This window comes from Mesorhizobium sp. P2_E9 (assembly GCF_056403815.1).
In genome coordinates, this window is record NZ_JBFUET010000002.1 from 408,410 (window position 1) to 425,195 (window position 16,786).

Annotated in this window: 17 protein-coding genes; 4 read left to right on the top strand and 13 right to left on the bottom strand. The window is 63.8% G+C overall.

From position 1 onward, the window contains the following. Nucleotides 1–813, top strand: coding sequence for an NAD-dependent epimerase/dehydratase family protein (locus tag AC1D05_RS05150; RefSeq protein ID WP_477439123.1), 813 nt, complete (start codon nucleotides 1–3; stop codon nucleotides 811–813). A 95-nt stretch (nucleotides 814–908) separates the two neighbouring features. Here AC1D05_RS05150 and AC1D05_RS05155 read toward each other — a convergent pair whose 3' ends face one another. From AC1D05_RS05155 to AC1D05_RS05165, 3 genes are read right to left on the bottom strand one after another with little or no spacing between them, the layout of a single operon-like run. Beyond that, nucleotides 909–1,433 carry a DUF5943 domain-containing protein gene (locus AC1D05_RS05155; RefSeq protein ID WP_477438815.1) on the bottom strand — a complete coding sequence of 175 codons (525 nt, stop codon included), beginning with the start codon at nucleotides 1,431–1,433 and terminating at the stop codon, nucleotides 909–911. Nucleotides 1,434–1,444: 11 nt separating this feature from the next. Continuing rightward, nucleotides 1,445–2,719 (bottom strand): metal-dependent hydrolase family protein, encoded by a 1,275-nt coding sequence (locus AC1D05_RS05160; RefSeq protein ID WP_477438817.1) that lies wholly within the window; start codon nucleotides 2,717–2,719, stop codon nucleotides 1,445–1,447. A 28-nt stretch (nucleotides 2,720–2,747) separates the two neighbouring features. Then, nucleotides 2,748–3,632, bottom strand: coding sequence for a fumarylacetoacetate hydrolase family protein (locus AC1D05_RS05165; protein WP_477438819.1), 885 nt, complete (start codon nucleotides 3,630–3,632; stop codon nucleotides 2,748–2,750). Nucleotides 3,633–3,777: 145 nt separating this feature from the next. Here AC1D05_RS05165 and AC1D05_RS05170 point away from each other — a divergent pair, with 145 nt between their 5' ends. After that, complete coding sequence (locus AC1D05_RS05170; RefSeq protein WP_477438821.1) at nucleotides 3,778–4,479, top strand: GntR family transcriptional regulator; 702 nt, start codon at nucleotides 3,778–3,780, stop codon at nucleotides 4,477–4,479. 64 nt (nucleotides 4,480–4,543) lie between these two features. Here AC1D05_RS05170 and AC1D05_RS05175 read toward each other — a convergent pair whose 3' ends face one another. The 10 genes from AC1D05_RS05175 to AC1D05_RS05220 form a co-directional block, all read right to left on the bottom strand. Beyond that, the gene (locus AC1D05_RS05175) at nucleotides 4,544–5,590 is read right to left on the bottom strand and encodes an extracellular solute-binding protein (protein ID WP_477438823.1); all 1,047 of its coding nucleotides are present in this window, start codon (nucleotides 5,588–5,590) and stop codon (nucleotides 4,544–4,546) included. 33 nt (nucleotides 5,591–5,623) lie between these two features. Further along, complete coding sequence (locus tag AC1D05_RS05180) at nucleotides 5,624–6,427, bottom strand: ABC transporter permease (RefSeq protein ID WP_477438825.1); 804 nt, start codon at nucleotides 6,425–6,427, stop codon at nucleotides 5,624–5,626. Continuing rightward, the gene (locus AC1D05_RS05185) at nucleotides 6,424–7,293 is read right to left on the bottom strand and encodes an ABC transporter permease (protein WP_477438826.1); all 870 of its coding nucleotides are present in this window, start codon (nucleotides 7,291–7,293) and stop codon (nucleotides 6,424–6,426) included. The genes AC1D05_RS05180 and AC1D05_RS05185 overlap by 4 nt, the downstream gene beginning before the upstream one ends. A gap of 1 nt (nucleotide 7,294) precedes the next feature. Further along, nucleotides 7,295–8,293 (bottom strand): ABC transporter ATP-binding protein, encoded by a 999-nt coding sequence (locus AC1D05_RS05190; protein WP_477438828.1) that lies wholly within the window; start codon nucleotides 8,291–8,293, stop codon nucleotides 7,295–7,297. A gap of 151 nt (nucleotides 8,294–8,444) precedes the next feature. Continuing rightward, nucleotides 8,445–9,536, bottom strand: a complete 1,092-nt coding sequence (locus AC1D05_RS05195; RefSeq protein ID WP_477438830.1) for an ABC transporter ATP-binding protein — start codon at nucleotides 9,534–9,536, stop codon at nucleotides 8,445–8,447. A 4-nt stretch (nucleotides 9,537–9,540) separates the two neighbouring features. Beyond that, nucleotides 9,541–10,470, bottom strand: a complete 930-nt coding sequence (locus AC1D05_RS05200) for an ROK family protein (protein WP_477438832.1) — start codon at nucleotides 10,468–10,470, stop codon at nucleotides 9,541–9,543. Next, the gene (locus AC1D05_RS05205; protein WP_477438834.1) at nucleotides 10,470–11,513 is read right to left on the bottom strand and encodes an SIS domain-containing protein; all 1,044 of its coding nucleotides are present in this window, start codon (nucleotides 11,511–11,513) and stop codon (nucleotides 10,470–10,472) included. The genes AC1D05_RS05200 and AC1D05_RS05205 overlap by 1 nt, the downstream gene beginning before the upstream one ends. Nucleotides 11,514–11,577: 64 nt before the next feature. After that, nucleotides 11,578–12,453 (bottom strand): carbohydrate ABC transporter permease, encoded by an 876-nt coding sequence (locus tag AC1D05_RS05210; protein WP_477438836.1) that lies wholly within the window; start codon nucleotides 12,451–12,453, stop codon nucleotides 11,578–11,580. An 8-nt stretch (nucleotides 12,454–12,461) separates the two neighbouring features. After that, complete coding sequence (locus tag AC1D05_RS05215) at nucleotides 12,462–13,349, bottom strand: carbohydrate ABC transporter permease (RefSeq protein WP_477438838.1); 888 nt, start codon at nucleotides 13,347–13,349, stop codon at nucleotides 12,462–12,464. 100 nt (nucleotides 13,350–13,449) lie between these two features. Further along, nucleotides 13,450–14,718 (bottom strand): ABC transporter substrate-binding protein, encoded by a 1,269-nt coding sequence (locus tag AC1D05_RS05220; protein WP_477438840.1) that lies wholly within the window; start codon nucleotides 14,716–14,718, stop codon nucleotides 13,450–13,452. A gap of 178 nt (nucleotides 14,719–14,896) precedes the next feature. Between AC1D05_RS05220 and AC1D05_RS05225 the strand changes: the two genes are divergently transcribed. Continuing rightward, a complete protein-coding gene (locus tag AC1D05_RS05225; RefSeq protein WP_477438842.1) occupies nucleotides 14,897–15,934 on the top strand; it encodes a Gfo/Idh/MocA family protein in 1,038 nt (345 codons plus the stop codon). A gap of 1 nt (nucleotide 15,935) precedes the next feature. Then, on the top strand, nucleotides 15,936–16,721 hold the full coding sequence (locus AC1D05_RS05230; protein ID WP_477439125.1) for a GntR family transcriptional regulator: 786 nt from the start codon (nucleotides 15,936–15,938) through the stop codon (nucleotides 16,719–16,721). The last annotated feature ends 65 nt before the right edge of the window (nucleotides 16,722–16,786 follow it).

Sequence of the window (16,786 nt, forward strand, 5' to 3'; positions counted from 1 at the left end):
ATGCCGCATTACGACCGTATCCTGATCACCGGTGCTGCCGGCCGCCTCGGCTCGGAACTGCGCAAGGGGCTGGGGCCGCTGGCGAAGACGATCCGCCTGGCAGGACGTGAGCCGTTCGACGATCTGGCGCCGCACGAAGAAGAAGCGGTGTTCGATCTCGCCGACATGGAGGCGACGATCGCCGCCACCAGGGACTGTGACGCGATCGTGCACTTCGGCGGCGCGCCGCTCGAATGCGAATGGCAGACCATCCTCGATTCCAGCATCCGCGGCTCCTACCATATCTACGAAGGCGCCCGGAAACACGGTGTGAAGCGCGTCATCTACGCCTCCTCCGTACACGCCATCGGCTATCATGAGGTCGAGGCCCATATCGGTGTCGACGCGCCGGTGCGCCCCGACAGCCTCTATGGTGTCTCGAAGAATTTCGTCGAAAGCCTCAGCCGGCTCTACTGGGACAAGTTCGGCATCGAGACGGTGTGCCTGCGCATCTTCTCATCCTTCCCCGAACCGGCGGACCGCCGCATGCTGTGGTCCTACCTCTCCTTCGCCGACTGCGTGCGCCTGGTCGAGGCAGCGCTCACCGCGCCGCGCGTCGGCCACACGATCTCGTTCGGCATATCCGACAACAGGCTGAAGATGGTCGACAACAGCGGCGCCAACCATCTGGGGTACATCCCGCAGGACAGCGCCGAGCCGTTCCGCGCCGCCGTGGAAGCAAAGACCCCCGTCCCCGATCCGAAACGGCCGTCGGTAAAATATCTCGGCGGCTGGTTCTGCGAGCTTGGCCATCCGGACGACAAGCCGGCGTGACGGTCAAGTCGCGTCACAGCCGGCCAGTTGCGATGCGCGTTGCACGTCTGCGCCGCCTCAAAAGGTACCGTCACCACCCCTATCGCGGACGCAGCCTACATCCTGGCTTCGAAATCGAACCGGCAATGGTCATGCTGGCCGTCGCAGGCACAATACGTCTCCTCGCATGCGACTGCCGTTGGATCGGCAATGCCGAGCAGGAATGAGAAGGCGCCGGTGACGAAGCCTTCGAACATGTAGCAGACGCGCTGGCCGGGTTGCTGCCCGGCCTCCAGCGCGAAGATCGAATTGCGCAGGCTGATGCTGCCGCGACGGCCGGCGACATCCAGCACGTCGATCGAGAACTGACCCCAGCCGCGCTGCGACAGGCGCTGGAAATAGTGGCGGAACGTCGCCTCGGGATCGAGGCCCCTGACCCGCACCTGCGCCTGGCACCATTCGATGGCGGACTTCGCCGTCGAAATCAGCAGGATGGCGCGGTAGGCGTCGCGGCCGAGGGCTGCCTCAACCGCGAGATGATTGTTGACCAGGAAATGCCTGGGCAGATAGACCATCGGCAGCCCGTCGGTCCGCCAAATGCCGGTCGTCTCGTCGACATCGATCGGAACCACGGGCTGCATGATGGCTAGGCCTAGGCCGCTTGCCGCTGCAAAGCGACCGAGGCCGACTGGTCCTTGTAGAGCTCGCCATCCTTCATGATGACGATGAGGTTCTTCTCATGCACCATCATGTCGAGGTCCTTCAGCGGATCGCCATTGACCAGCAGCAGGTCGGCGATGAAGCCTTCCTTGACCATGCCGAGTTCGTCGCCGAGGCCCATCACCTGGCCGCCGAGCCGCGTGCCGCATTGCAGGGCTTCGCTGGGCGAATATCCGAGCAGGTCGACGAAGTGCTTTAGATCCCGCGCGTTGGTGCCTTGCGGCGTCTGCGCGAAACCATAGTCGCCGCCGATCAGCGCGCGCACGCCGCGCTTGCGCAGTTCGGTGTAGACCTTGCGGCTGTCGTCGAGGATGCGCTGCATGCCGAATTTCACCGCCATCTCATGGGTGAAGCCGAAGGGCTCGCCCTCATAGAGCGTGCCGTAGATGATGCCGATGGCCGGGCCGACGAAGATGCGGTCCTTTGCCGATTCCAGCGCGTCGAGCGCTTCCTCGTCGGCGGACTCGCAGTGGTAGATGACGTCGACGCCGCATTTGACGGCGCGCTTGACCGAACCGGCGGCACGGGCATGGCAGTTGATCTTCTTGCCGAAGTCGCGCGCCACCGACACCGCCGTCATTACCTCGGCCTCGCTCATGACGGTGAGGCCGCCATGCGCGGCCGGGCTCAGATCATCACCCGAAATGTTGATCTTGATGTTGTCGGCACCTTCGCGGCAGCACAGCCGCACCGCCTTGGTGATCTCCTCGACGCCGTCGGCGATCATGCCGAAGCTCTCGTGGTACATATGCTGCTGGCGCTCGTCGCCGAGGCCGCCGGTGACCGTGATCTCCGGGCTGCCGGCGCGCATGCGCGGGCCCGGCAAGCGGCCGGCATTGATTTCGTTGCGGATGACGATGTCGAGCCTGAGCTTCGAGGTCGCGGCGCTGTAGGCGCTGGTGAAGCCGTGGTCGAGCAAGGTCTTGGCGTTGCGCATGGTGAGCAGCAGATGCTCCTCGGGCGGGATCAGGCCGAGGTCGGAATCCTTGATCGCGCCGCCGAATGAGATGTGGGCATGGCCTTCGACAAGGCCGGGCATCAGCGTCATGCCGCGGCATTCGACCGTCGTCGCGCCCTCGCCCGACAATTGTCCCGGCGTGCGCGCGATGGTGACGATGCGGCCATTGTCGACCAGCAGATCGGCCGGATAGGCGTCAGCGCCCGTGCCGTCCCAGATCATGGCATTTCGAAACATCACTCTTGTCATGACTTCGTCCTTTCGGAGTTGGCGAGGGTTATTGGTTGACGGCCTGCGCTGCGATGACGTCGTCGGCCACGACATTGGACAGGATGCCGACGCCTTCCAGTTCGACTTCGCAGACATCGCCATGCTTCATGAACAGCTGCGGCTTGCGCGCCACGCCGACGCCGGACGGCGTGCCGGTGACGAGGATGTCGCCGGGCTCCAGCGTGATCGCCTCGCTGATGATCGAGATCAGCGAGACGACATCGAAGATCATGTCATCGGTCGTGGCGTTCTGGACGATCTCGCCATTGAGCCGCGTCTGGATGCGCAGGCCCTTGCCGCCCGGCGGCAATTCGTCCGCCGTGACGAAGATCGGCCCGAACGAGCCGGTGCCATCGAAATTCTTGCCGACGGTCCACTGCGGCGCCTTGGTCTGGAAGTCGCGGATCGAGCCGTCGTTGAAGATGGAATAGCCGGCGACGTGGCTCAGCGCCTGGCTGGGGGCAATGTGGCGGCCGGCCTTGCCGATGACCGCCACCATCTCACCCTCATAGTCGAGCTGGATCGAGGCCTCCGGCCGGCGGATCGCGGCGCCATGGCCGATCAGGCTGGTCGAGAAGCGGGCGAACAAAGTCGGGTAGGTCGGCGGCACGAAGCCGCTCTCGATCGAATGGTCGACATAGTTCAGGCCGACGCAGATGATCTTGCCCGGCCTCGAGATCGGCGGCAGCCATTCGACGGATTTCGCATCGATTTTGCGCCCACAGGCCAATTTCTCGCCGGCGGCCTGCAGTGCCGGCGTGCCTTCGGCGATCAGTTGGTCCAGCCATCCGGGAAACATCGCATCGCTGGCGTCGATGCCGCGGAATTCGCCTCCGGGCAAGGCGATCGCCAGCCCAGGTCCCCGCGACGATTTATAGGCTGCAAATCGCACTGGCCACATCCTTGCTCGTGAAGACTGGACTTTGTTGAGAAATTATATATCTGTCAACAGAGAATATATTATTTTCCATTCTGATTTTCCGCTGAGATAATGTATCAAGGCCCCTCGAAGGACGGATTCGCCCGCAGGCAAACGAATGGCTAGGGAAGGCTCGATCAATCTCACCCAGGGCGCGTATGAGGATCTGCGCGCCGACCTGCTGTCGTGCCGGATCGCGCCCGGCAGCCGGCTCAAGGTCCAGGAACTCTGCGACAGGCTGTCCGTCAGCCTCGGCGCCATCCGCGAGGCATTGTCGCGGCTGACCTCCGAAGGCCTTGTCGTGGCCGAACCGCAGCGCGGCTTTCGCGCCGCACCGATCTCGGCCGAGGACCTGCTCGATCTCACCAAGACGCGCATCCAGATCGAAACGCTGTGCATCCGCCGCGCCATCGAGGTCGGCGATGTCGCCTGGGAATCGCAGTTGGTCGCAGCCCTTCACCGGCTGTCGCGCACGCCCGAGCACACGCCGGACGATCCGGTGCATTCGAGCGACGAATGGGCGACCGCGCACGCGGCCTTCCACAAGGCGCTCGTCGCCGGCTGCGACAGCCGCTGGCTGCTGCGCCTGCGCGACCAGCTTTACGACCAGAGCGAGCGCTATCGCCGTCGGTCGGTCTCGCTGGCGCCAAAAGCCCGCAACATCAGCAAGGAACATCAGGACCTCGCCCATGCCGTGCTCGACCGCGATGCGGAGAAGGCATGCGAATTGCTGGCGGCGCACCTGGCTGTCACCACCGACATCCTGCTGGCGGCCGAAGCCGACGACCTGCCGGCGCGCAAGACGATCGAGCGGGCATAGCGTTTCATTCGATCTCCTCGGACAAACGCCGCCCGCGCGAGCGGGCGGCGTTTTGCGTCGCGCCCTACTGGCGCAGATTGGTCCAGATCCGGTCATAGGCGCGGATCGCCTTCTCATCGCATGACGGCGCGAAGGTGATCTTGAGATCGGCCGGCGGATTGAATTCAGGCGAGCCGCCAACGTCCGGCGCCAGCAGTTTGTTCGATCCGGCGATCCCGCTCTGGTAGCCGGTGTATTTCTGCTGCAGCGCGATGTTTTCGGGATCCATCAGGAAGTTGAGGAATTTCTTGGCATTGTCGAGATTGGGCGCCGTCGAGGGAACCGCGACATTGTCCATCCAGCCAACCACGCCTTCCTTGGGGTAGACATATTTGACCGTCGACTTCTGCTGGCGTGTCGCCAGCGCCTTGCCCGACCATTGCTCGTGCATGACCGTCTCGCCGGCGACCTGACGCTCGACGATGCCGTCGGAATTGTAGACCTTCACGAACGGCTTCTGCGCCTCGAGCAAGGCATCGAGTTCCTTGAGGTCGGCCGGATTGCTGTTGCACTGGTCCTTGCCCAGATAGACCAGCGCCAGCGATATCACCTCGGTCGGCGAGCCGAACATGCCGACCTTACCCTTGAGCTCGGCTGGCGGATCGAACAGCGGCTTCAGGCTGTCGGTCGGGCCCTTGTAGACGGCGGTGTCGACCGAATAGGAGGTGGTGCCCCACACCCATGGCACGGTGTACTTCGCATCTGGATCCCACGGCCGGTGCTGCCATTTCGGATCGACGTTCTTGAAGTTCGGCATCGCCGCAGCGTCGACCTCCTGGAACAGCTTCTGCTTGACGAAGATCGGCACGAAGTCGTTGCTGATGATCATCACGTCGTAGCCGGCGGCGCCCGAGCTCAGCTTGGCGAGCGCGGTTTCGTTGGAATCATAGGTGTCGATGGTCACATTGATCCCGGTCTCCGCCTCGAACTTCTTGATCATTTCGTCCGACGTGTAGTCGGTCCAGTTGTAGATGTGCAGTTCGCCGGCATCGGCGAGCGCGCTGGTGGTGATTGCGCTGAGCATGGCGGCGGCTAAGGCTATTCCTGAAAGTCCTTCTTTCCATTTGGTCACGGTCGTTCTCCTCTGGTCTGGTTCTTTATTTTTCTAGGCAAGTTTGTTGCGTCGTCCGACGAGCAGGGCGGCGGCGACGAAGATGATGGAAACGGCAAGCAGGATGGTGGAGATGGCGTTGACCTCGGGCGTCACGCCAAGCCGCATCATGCCGTAGATGTAGACGGGAAGCGTGGTCGAGCCGGCGCTCGACACCATCATCGAGATCAAGAAATCGTCGAGCGAGACGACGAAGGCCATGATGGCGCCCGCCGAGATCGCAGGCCGCAGCAAGGGCAGCGTGACGCGCCGAAACAGCCGCCATTCGTCGGCATAGAGGTCGCGGCCGGCCTCCTCCAGTGTGCCGCCCATGTCGCGCAGCCGCGCCTGGATCGGCAACAGCGCGAACGGGATGCAGAAGACGGTGTGGGCTATCATCAGATTGATCAGCCCGTGATGCATGCCGAGCCCGGAGAAGAAGATCAGCGTGGTGATCGCCACGACGATCTCCGGCACCACCAGCGGCATGGCGATCAGCGCCGTTGCCGCCCCTCGCCCGAAGCGCAGCCGGCCGCGTTCCAGCGCAATGGCGCCGGCCGTCGCGATCGCTGTCGAGGCGATGGTGGCGACGATGGCGATGATGACGCTGTTGAAGGCGGCGTCGCGGATCGCCTCGTTGTTGGCGACGGCGACGAACCATTTGAAGCTGAAGCCGGCCCAGACGGTGACCAGCCGGCTGGAGTTGAAGGCGTAGATCACCAGGATCAGCAGCGGCGCGTAGAAGAACACGAAGATCAGCGCCGTGTAGGCCGACAGGCCGGGCGTATGCCGCCAGTCGAAAGGCTTTGCGCCGTTCATCGCCGCTCCTCCTGTACCCTGCGCGAGCGGATGACGAAGACGGTCAGCACCACGACCGTCACGACGGTCGACAGGGCCGCGCCAAACGGCCAGTTGCGCGAGGAGGTGAACTGCATCTGGATCAGGCTGCCGATCAAAAGCTTCTTGCCGCCGCCGAGCAGGTCGGGCGCCAGGAAAGAACCCAGCGCCGGCGCAAAGACCAGCGTGGCGCCGGCCAGCGCGCCGGGCCGCGCCAGCGGCCAGACGATGCGGCGAAAGACTGCGGCGCGGCTGGCGTAGAGATCGTGCGCCGCCTCGATCAGCCGGGGGTCGATGCGCTCCAGCGTCGAATAGATCGGCAGCACCATGAAGGGCAGGAAGGTGTAGACGAGGCCGAGCAGGATCGAGCCGTCATTGTAGAGCAGTGGCAGCGGATCGGAGATGATGCCGGCATGGCGTAGCGCGCCGTTCGCCAGCCCCTCGTCGCGCAAGATCAGGATCCAGCAATAGGTGCGGATCAGCGTGTTGATCCAGAACGGCAAGGTGACGGCGAACAGAAGGATGCGCCGCCGCTCCGGCGTCTGGCAGACGATGTACCAGGCCACGGGAAGGCCGAGCACGAGGCAGATGATTGTGGTAGCGATGGCGAGGTAGATCGAGCGCAGGATGATCAGTGCGTAGCTCGGCGAAAACACCAGGCTGTCGTCGAAGTCGCGCTGGTAGAGGAACTGCAGATAGGCATCGAAGGTCGCCGGTGCAGTGACGCCGCCATAGGGGTTGGCGGTCATGAAGGAATAGGCGACCGCCAGGAACAGCGGCAGCACCATGAAGATGCCGATGACCAGCATGGCCGGTGCAATCAGGAGCCAGGTGCGGTTCGGACCCATCTCAGTTCGCCAGCTCGCGTTCGACGGCATGGGCCCAGTCGACGACGACCTTGTCTCCTGTTGCGAACGACGCACCGCCGCGCGAGCGCGAATGCAGTTTTGCCCCCTCCTCCAGCACGACCTCATAGAGCGTGTCGGAGCCGAGGAAAGTGATGGCCGAGACCGCGCCCGTGGCGTGGCCCCTGGCGCCGTCCGATATCGGCGACACGACGATGTGTTCAGGGCGCACGACGATCGTCTTTGCCGGATCGCGGCCAAGGGCGGCGCCGGGTAAAAGGTTGGACTCGCCGATGAAGTCGGCGACGAAGCGATCCTGCGGATTGTCGTAGATGTCCCTCGGCGTGCCGACCTGCAGCACGTCGCCGCTGCGCATCACCGCGATGCGGTCGGACATGGCCAGCGCCTCTTCCTGGTCGTGGGTGACCAGCACGAAGGTGATGCCGGTCTCGCGCTGCAGCCGCTTCAACTCGCTCTGCATGCCCTTGCGCAGTTTGAGGTCGAGGGCCGACAGCGGCTCGTCGAGCAGCAGCACGCTTGGCTTGGGTGCGAGCGCGCGCGCCACCGCGACACGCTGCTGCTGACCGCCCGACAATTGTGCGGGGCGCCGCATGGCGAAGCTTTCGAGCCGGACCATTTCCAGCGCTTCCCGGACGCGCTCCTCGATCAGCGTTTTCGGCGCGTTCTGCATTTCCAGACCGAACGCGACATTCTCGGCGACGCTCATATGCGGGAATAACGCGTAACTCTGGAACACCGTGTTGACCGGCCGCTTCTGCGGCGGCAGGGCGGCGACATCCTTGCCGGCGATACGGATGGCGCCCGTGCTTGGCGCCTCGAAACCGGCGATCAGACGCAGCAGGGTCGTCTTGCCGCAGCCCGACGGGCCGAGCAGCGTAAAGAACTCGTTGTCGTAGATTTCCAGGCTGACCTTGTTCAGCGCATGCACTGGATCGGCGTCCCTGGTCACGAAGGATTTTGACACGCTTTGGATGTCGATCATGACCGGCGAATTCCTGCACTGCGTTGACATGGCGTTGCGTGTCGAAGGCCATCACGGCCGTCTGGTGCCGCGCCTAAAAATTCGCTCCAAAATTATATTTGTCAACAAATAATATATTGTTTTCGTATTTCGACACGCGAATGTGTGGCGCTCAGAGAACCTTGCCGGTTTCCAGCTCGAGCAGGTGCATGTGGGCCATGCCGAGTGACAGCGTTGCCGTCTCGCCAGGCCTCGGCGTCGCTGCCGGATCGATGCGCGCCGTCGCCTCGGCCCCGGCGACCAGCACATGCAGCAGCGTCTCCATGCCCATCGGCTCGACCACCTCGACCGGCACCTTGATGTCGACGCTTTCGGGCCGCTCGCGCTGCTCGGTGATGTGCTCGGGACGCAGGCCGAATTCGAGCGCGCGCCCGACATGGCCGGCATAGCGCGCGGTGCGGGCAGCCGGAACGCCAAGTGCCGTGCCATCGCCGAGCACCACCGCCAAGCGGTCGCCACGCGCTTCCAGCCGGCACTTGAAGAAATTCATGCCGGGGCTGCCGATGAAGCCGGCGACGAAACGGCTGGCCGGCTCATGGTAGAGATCGTTGGGCGGGCCGATCTGTTCGATGCGGCCCTTGTTCATCACCACGACGCGATCGGCCAATGTCATCGCCTCGACCTGGTCGTGGGTGACGTAGACCGTGGTGGTGGCGACCATCTGGTGCAGCTTCTTGATCTCGGCGCGCATCTTCACCCTGAGCTTGGCGTCGAGATTGGAAAGCGGTTCGTCGAACAGAAAGACTTTCGGCTGGCGCACCATGGCGCGGCCCATGGCGACGCGCTGGCGCTGGCCGCCGGACAGTTGGTGCGGCTTGCGCTGCAGCAGCTCGCTGAGATCGAGGATGTCGGCGACACGGGCGATGCGTTGCGTCACCTCGGCGTCCGGCACCTTGCGGATGCGCAGGCCGAAGGCCATGTTCTGCGCCACCGTCATCTGCGGATAGAGCGCATAGCTCTGGAAAACCATGGCGATGTCGCGGTCCCTGGCCTGGACGTCGTTGACCAGCCTGCCGCCAATATGGATCTCGCCGCCGCTTGGCCTGTCCAGTCCCGCCACCATGCGCAGCGTCGTCGACTTGCCGCAGCCGGAGGGGCCGACGAGGACGACGAACTCGCCCTCGACGATCTCGAGATCGATATCGTGCACGACCTTCAGGTTCTGAAAACTCTTGGAAATCTTGCGCAGTTCGACATCGGCCATGGCGCTATTCCTTTGTCGTGGGCGCGAACATGTCGAGCGCCAGTGCCGCGGTGCCGATCACGCCGGCATCGTTGCCGTGCTCGGCCGCCACGATCACCGGCGGGCGGCCGGGCTTGAGCAGCACGAAATCTCTGACATTTTTGGCAATGCGATCGATGAAGAAGGGACCAGCCAGCGACAGGCCGCCGCCGATGATCGCCGCCTCGATGTTGAGCATGTTCGACATGATGCCGATCATCTGGCCGAGCCAACGGGCCACCTCGTCGACCACCTGCAGCGCGATCGGCTCGCCCTGTTTGGCGAGATCGACAACAGTCTCGGCATTCGTGGCGTCGGCATCAGGCTTGAGCTGGCGATAGCGGTTGACCAGCGCGCGGGCGCTGGCCAGGTTCTCGACCATGCCCGGCACCGGATCGGCGATGTCGGTGCGAGCCGGATCGAGCGAGATGCAGCCGAACTGCGGCGGCAGTCCGTCCGGGCCGTCAATAACCTTGCGGTCGATGACCATGGACCCGCCAATGCCGGTGCCGAGGGTCAGCAGCGCAAAGCGCGAGTACGGACGCCCCGCACCATGGCGCATTTCGCCATGGGTGGCGCTGACGGCATCGTTGCGGACAACGGCCGGCACGCCGAAGCGGATAGCGAACAGCTTTGACAGCGATCCTTTCAACAGCGCCGGGATTGCCGGGCAGCGGCCGTTGAGCATGCCGGTCTCGGGATTGGGCGTGCCGGGCACGCCGATGCCGATGGCGGCGATGTCGGGAAACGCCTTTTTCAACTCTTCGGTCGCCTCGGTGACCAGATGGACGAAATCCGAGAATTCGATGTCGCGATGCACCGGGACAGTGCCGCGCGCCAGCACCTTGCCTGAGCCGTCGACGACACCGAGCTTGACCAGGCTGCCGCCAATGTCGATTCCAACAGCGGTTACCATCAGGCCTCCTTGCGGATGCGCACGTTGAGCCGCCGTCCGAGGTTGGGGTAGATCATCTTGTCGGGATCGATGCCGCGCGCGATCGCCAGTTCGCAGCCATACCATTGCAGCGGCATCGGCGCCCAGCAGCCGGCGAGCCATTGCTGTTTTGGCTCCGTCGGCCAGCTCACCGCCAGGTCGAAGCGGGTCGGGTGGCCGGAGAGGTTGAGGACAACTGTGCGCGGTCCGAGCTCGGCCAGCGCTTCGCCGAGATTGGCGGCGACCTTCGCCTCGGCCTCGGTCTGCGCGATTGATATCACCAGGCTGTTGTTGGTCGTGCCATAGACATGGCCGTGCAAGGCCTCTTCGGTGTCGAAGGCCGATGTCGGTACGCCGCTGATCTCGGCGATCTTGAGCGATGCCTCGAGCGCGGTGCCGAGATGCGTCGCCTGGCCTGCGACCAGTATGTAGTCGGGCACACCGAACCGGGCGACTAGGTCTTTCGCAGCCGCCAAACCGGTTTCGGCTGTCTGCTCCAGTTGCGCGACCAGACCCGACAGATCGATCGTCTTGTCGGCGAGCTTGGCGGCGACCGCCAGCACCGAGATGACGGTGGCGGTATAGCCCATGGTCTTGGGGCCGACCGTCTCGGGGCCGATCGGCATGACGATGATTTCGGCGCCGGTCTCGGTGATGAGGCTGCCGGCCTCTCCGGTGATGACAAGGGTGGGGAAACCCAGCTGTACCGACAGCCGCACCGCCTCGATCGTGGTGATGCTCATGCCGGACTGCGAGGCAGCCAGCACCAGCGTGCGCTGGTCCGATACTTTGGGCGGCAGGCGCAGGAAGGCTTCCGGCTCCTTGGCGATCACCGAGGCACCCGTGCCCTCCTCCAGCGCCTCGGCGCCGGCCAGAAGCGCATTCATGGACGAGCCGGTGCCGAGCAGCACGATCCGTTCCGGCCTCTGGCGCAAGCTGGCGAAACCAGCGAGATCCGCGCCGATTGCCGCTGGCAGGCCGGTGAGGGTCGCGGGCTGGCGGCGGATGTAAGTGCCTATCTGCATCTCAGTGTTCCATCAGTTCGAAATGGGTGGTGGGTATGAAAAATCGTCTGTCGTGATCGTCCGGTTATTTGCTGTAGCCTTTGCTCAGGCCGCTGATGAATTGCCGCGAGAACAGGGTGAACAGCAGCACCAGCGGCACCGCGCCAAGCGTCAGTGCGGCGAGCAAGGCCGGATAGTCGTTCATGAACTGGCCGACGAATTGCTGCACGCCGAGCGTCACCGTCTGGTTCTGCCGGCTTGGCGCCAGGATCAGCGGGAACCACAGGTCGTTCCAGACCGGCAGCATGGTGAGTGCCGCGACCGCCGCCAGGCCCGGCCTGACCAGAGGCAGCACGATCCAGAAGGTGCGCAGCTCGCTGGCGCCATCCATGCGCGCCGCTTCCTTGAGATCGGTCGGCACGGTGCGGAAATAGGTGACCATCAGCGTCACCGCGATCGGGATGCTCATAGCCGTGTAGACGAGGATGAGTGCGACAAGCGTGTCCATCAGCCGCCAGGCCAGCATCATCTGGATGAGCGGGATGGTGCCGAGCCTTATCGGCAGCATGATGCCGAGCACGAACAGTCCGCTGAGCAACGAGGCGACGCGCACGCGGTATTCGACCAGCGCAAAGGCGGCTAGCGTCGACAGTACCACCGTCAGCACGATGGTCGTCACCGTGACGATCAGGCTGTTGCGGTAGTTGACGATGAAATTGCCGCGCGTGAAGACCCGCTTGTAGCCTTCGAGGCTGAAGGTCTTGGCCGTCGGCAGGTCGAACGGCCCGCCGAAAATCGCCGGCGTCGTCTTCAGCGAGTTGATGATGACTATCAGCACCGGTCCGATGGCCAGCAGCACGAAGAGGATTAGCAGCGCGTGCACGATGATGCGCTCGACCGTCCAGGGCTCGCGGTCCTGGCGGCGGCGGGCGGCTGGTATTGTGAGGTCCGGGGCGCTCATCTCAGCTCCTAGACCGAATAGGATTTCAGGCGGCGCTGGATCAGCCAGAAATAGGCCGCGGTGACCAACAACACGGTGAGGAAAATGACCGTTGCAACCGCGCTACCCAGATCGAGATCGGCGAGCTGTCCGCTGGAGCCGAAGAAGGTGCGGTAGAAATAAGTGCCGAGAATGTCGGTGCTGTAGTTCGGGCCGGGCGCCGAGCCGTTGAGCGCGAACACCAGGTCGAAACCGTTGAAGGTCCAGATGTAGGTGAGGATGGCGATCAGCCCGAATTGCGGCGCGATCAGCGGGAACTTGATCTTCCAGAACGTCGTCCAGCCGCCGGCGCCGTCGATGTTGGCGGCCTCGACAAGCTCGTTGGGCACCGCCAGCAAGGCGCTGTAGAGGAAGACCATGGGGATGCCGAAATACTGCCAGACCGACATCAGCGAGATGGTGGTGAGTGCGGTCGATTCCGTGCCCAGCAAGGGAAAGCCGACCAGGCCCCAGAGCGGGTTGATGATCAGGCGCCAGACGAAACCGACGATGACCACCGACAGCGTCGCCGGAATGAACAGCAGCGTGCGGTAGATGCCTTCCGAGCGCGCCAGCTTTCCTGACGTCAGCAACGCCGCCAGCAGCAGGCCCATCGGCACTTCGACAATCAGATGGATGGCGAAATACTGCATGTTGTTGAGCAACGCGTTCCAGAAGCGGGCGCTGATGGTCGGGTGGGTGAACAGCCGCTCGTAATTGGCGAGGCCGACGAAGACATCACCCGAAGCGCCGTTGGTCTGGAAGAAGCTCATGACGATCGAGGTCGCCAGCGGCAGCACGGCAAAGACCAGATAGACGGCCAGCGCCGGCAGCACGAACAGCAGCAGGTTTCGATAAGCGGCAGCGGGAGATATCAACTTAAAACCTCATCTTCACGCCGGCATGGATATGCCGGCGTGCCGAGAAGCTTCGGGCACACCTTGCCGACTGGCAAGGCATGCACGAGGCGTTCGTGGATTACTTCTTCTGCGGTCCGTACCAGGAGGCGAGGCCGGCCTGGAGTTCGGTCGCGACCTGCTGCGGCGTGACGTCGGACTTGGTGAACATCACCTGCAGCAGACGCCAGGTCTCGTCATCGAGCGGCGGCGTGCCGGCACTCAGACGATCCAGCGCCAGGCGTGGCGTCAGCTCAGCGCCCTTCTTGAGGTCGGCAAAGTCCTGCGCCAGCTTGTTCTTGTAGGTCACCGGCTTCGAGCTCATGGCAAAGAAGCCGGGGGCTGCGTTGACATAGAGTTCTTGGAATTCAGGTCCGGCGACCCAGTCGAGGAAGGTTTTTGCCGCTTCCTTGTGCGTGCTCTTGGCGTTGATGCCGATGCCCATGTCAGGCATCTCCTGCAGGTAGCGCTGGTCGCCGGCCTTCGGCACCGGCGGGCCGAACACGCCGACATTGAGGCCGGTCGAGGTCGCCTGGTTGATGTCCCACGAACCATCGGGAAGGATCGCCGCCTTGCCGAGCGTGAACAGCTGCGTCATGTCGGCATAGTTCAGGCTCTCCTGCCCGGCGGGCAGGAACGGCTTCCAGGCCGCGAAGGCGGCGATGGCATCGACGAATTCGGGATCGGTGAGCTTCTTCTTGCCGTCGATCAGGCCAAGCCGGCCCTCCTCACCTTTCCAGTAGGCGGGGCCGATCGAGTAGAGGCCGTTATAGGCGAGCTGCCAGGATTCGGCCGCGCCATAGGCCAGCGGCGTGTAGCGGCCATCCTTCTTGATCGCCTGGAGGACATCGATGAACTCGGCGCTGGTGGTCGGCACCTTGAGGCCCAGTTCCTTGAAGATGTCGGCGTTGTAGTAGAAGCCGGCGAGCACGGCGGCGACCGGCAGGCAGTAGGCCTTGTCGTCGGCACCGCTCCACGCGGCCCGCGACGTCTTGTCGAAGTTCGCCAGGCCCGGCAGGCCTTCCAGCAATTCGAAATAGCCGCGCTTGATCCATTCGCGGTTCACGTCGAAAGGCCGGCAGGTGATCAGGTCGCCACCGGCGCCGCCTTCGATCTGCGACTGGATGGCGGCGTTGTATTCATTGGTGTTGATGGGCGCGAACTCGACCTTGATGTCGGGATGCTTGGCCTCGAAGGCAGGCAGGATGGTGTCCTGCCACACCGCGATGTCCTCGGTGCGCCAGCTGTTCAAGGTGATGGTGACCGGGTCGGCAAACGCGGCACCGACACCGCCTGAAAACATCACGCCGAGCGTCGCCGCCAGCGGGATCGATACATTTATGGAACGCATTGTCCTGCTCTCCCTCGAGATGGTGCCTCGTGTGGATTCACGATTTTGCACTGTTGCCTCGGACCATACCTACTGATACATCTTGTGACAAGTGGTATTGTGTTGTCTTTTCCATCGAATGGTCGCTGCCGGGCTGGGCAGCAGCAGGCTGAAGGACAAAAAAGCCGGGAGGATTTGAATGATTGGTGTTGGAATTCTGGGCTCGGGCTTCATCGCCGAGACCTATGCCGACTCGCTGCTCGACGTGCGCAATGCCGAACTGGTGGCCTGCTCGTCGCGCAATTTCGAGCGCGGCACGGCCTTCGCGAAGAAATGGGGTCCCAAGGTCACCGCGCACAGGGATATCGACGCGCTGTGCGCAGATCCGGCGGTCGAGCTGGTGGTGATCGCGCTGCCCAACGAGATCCATCTCGAAGCCGTCCGGATTGCAGCGAAGCACGGCAAGGCCGTCATCTGCACCAAGCCGCTGGCGCGCACCGGCAAGGAGGCGCAGGAGATCCTCGACATCGTCCAGCGCGCCGGCATCTGGCACGGCTATGCCGAATGCGCGGTGTTTTCTCCCAACATCGCAAAGGCCCACCAGATGATCCAGGCCGGCGGCATCGGCAATCTCTTGACCATGCGGGCGCGCGAGGCGCATTCGGGGCCGCATGCACCGCATTTCTGGAATGCCGAACTCGCCGGCGGCGGCGCCCTGCTCGACATGGGCTGCCACACCGTCGAGAGCGCGCGTCACTTCTTCGGCAAGGACAACGAAATCACCGAGGTGATGGCGTGGGGCGCAACGCTGGTCCATGGCGACAAGACGACCGGAGAAGACACGGCGATCGCACTGTTGAAATTCGCCGGCGGCCAGCTCGCCACGATCGAATCCTCATGGATCGAGAAAGGCGGCATCCAGCTTCGCCACGAACTGGTCGGCTCGGCCGGTCGTATCGTCACCGACACGTCGGTCGGGCCGGTCTGGGGCTTCATCGAAAAGCCGGTGGGTTATCTCGTCGAGAAGGCGGATGCCGAGACCGGCTGGGTTTATCCGGTGCCCGAGGAAACCCGCGCCTACGGTTTTTCGCAACAGATGCGCCATTTTGTGGAACACTTCGCGGCGGGGACGACACCGCTGGAAACGTTCGAGGACGGCGTCATCGTCAACCACATAATTGACGCCTGCTACCGTTCGATGCGAACGGGCATGTGGGAAAAGATCAGGGGTGACTGAGATGGAGGGCTCGCCACTGCAGTCGGACGGACCGGAGCCACTCTGGCGGCAAGCGGCCGATGCGATCCTGCAGGAGATCGCCAGCGGCAAGCTTGCCTCGGGCGCGCGCCTGCCGGCCGAGCGCGACCTGTTCACGCGCATGTCGATCTCGAGGGTAACGTTGCGCCGGGCCCTTCAGAGCCTCGTCGAGGAGGGCGTGCTGACGCCCTCGCATGGACGCGGCTGGTATGTCTCGGCCAAGGTGCCGAAAGAATTTCCCAACACGCTGGAATCGTTCAGCGAGACCGCCAGGCGTCTTGGCCTGACGCCCTCCTCCGACGTGCTGCGCGCCGAACAGGCGCCGGCCTCGCTGGATGAGGCCGAGGAACTGTCGATCGCGCCCGGCGCGACCCTATTCCACCTGCAAAGAATCCGGCGCCTCGACCAGGTTCCGGTCGCCGTCGACACCTCGTTCTTCGCCGCAGCGCTTGTTCCCGATCTCAGCCGCATCGACTTTCGCAACGCGTCGCTGTTCGGCCTGCTGATCGATGCCGGCGTCGACCTGGCGCGCGCCGAAACCACGATCGAAGCGCATGACGCCGATCCTGTGCTGGCGCGCCATCTCGACATCGATGTCGGCAAGTCCACGCTGGTCATGCGCCAGCTCATTGTCGATACTGCCGGGCGACCGCTGCTGTCCTCGACGATCCGCTACGCCGGCGATCGCTACCGCCTGCGCACGTCGTTCTCCCGCACCGGCAAGACCGCCGCCCCTCGCATTGCGCCGGCACGGGTGGATCGCGAGTAGCGACCCGGGACGGCAGGAGCAGAGGGCGAAGAGGTCATATCGGGTAAGCCAGCCACGATCAGAAC

What these genes read in the sequence shown, in the direction of transcription:
- AC1D05_RS05160 (WP_477438817.1), bottom strand. Translation starts at nt 2,719, where the DNA reads ATGACAAGAGTGATGTTTCGAAATGCCATGATCTGGGACGGCACGGGC.
- AC1D05_RS05205 (WP_477438834.1), bottom strand. Translation starts at nt 11,513, where the DNA reads ATGCAGATAGGCACTTACATCCGCCGCCAGCCCGCGACCCTCACCGGC.
- AC1D05_RS05155 (WP_477438815.1), bottom strand. Translation starts at nt 1,433, where the DNA reads ATGCAGCCCGTGGTTCCGATCGATGTCGACGAGACGACCGGCATTTGG.
- AC1D05_RS05220 (WP_477438840.1), bottom strand. Translation starts at nt 14,718, where the DNA reads ATGCGTTCCATAAATGTATCGATCCCGCTGGCGGCGACGCTCGGCGTG.
- AC1D05_RS05195 (WP_477438830.1), bottom strand. Translation starts at nt 9,536, where the DNA reads ATGGCCGATGTCGAACTGCGCAAGATTTCCAAGAGTTTTCAGAACCTG.
- AC1D05_RS05200 (WP_477438832.1), bottom strand. Translation starts at nt 10,470, where the DNA reads ATGGTAACCGCTGTTGGAATCGACATTGGCGGCAGCCTGGTCAAGCTC.
- AC1D05_RS05225 (WP_477438842.1), top strand. Translation starts at nt 14,897, where the DNA reads ATGATTGGTGTTGGAATTCTGGGCTCGGGCTTCATCGCCGAGACCTAT.
- AC1D05_RS05230 (WP_477439125.1), top strand. Translation starts at nt 15,936, where the DNA reads ATGGAGGGCTCGCCACTGCAGTCGGACGGACCGGAGCCACTCTGGCGG.
- AC1D05_RS05210 (WP_477438836.1), bottom strand. Translation starts at nt 12,453, where the DNA reads ATGAGCGCCCCGGACCTCACAATACCAGCCGCCCGCCGCCGCCAGGAC.
- AC1D05_RS05190 (WP_477438828.1), bottom strand. Translation starts at nt 8,293, where the DNA reads ATGATCGACATCCAAAGCGTGTCAAAATCCTTCGTGACCAGGGACGCC.
- AC1D05_RS05185 (WP_477438826.1), bottom strand. Translation starts at nt 7,293, where the DNA reads ATGGGTCCGAACCGCACCTGGCTCCTGATTGCACCGGCCATGCTGGTC.
- AC1D05_RS05170 (WP_477438821.1), top strand. Translation starts at nt 3,778, where the DNA reads ATGGCTAGGGAAGGCTCGATCAATCTCACCCAGGGCGCGTATGAGGAT.
- AC1D05_RS05180 (WP_477438825.1), bottom strand. Translation starts at nt 6,427, where the DNA reads ATGAACGGCGCAAAGCCTTTCGACTGGCGGCATACGCCCGGCCTGTCG.
- AC1D05_RS05150 (WP_477439123.1), top strand. Translation starts at nt 1, where the DNA reads ATGCCGCATTACGACCGTATCCTGATCACCGGTGCTGCCGGCCGCCTC.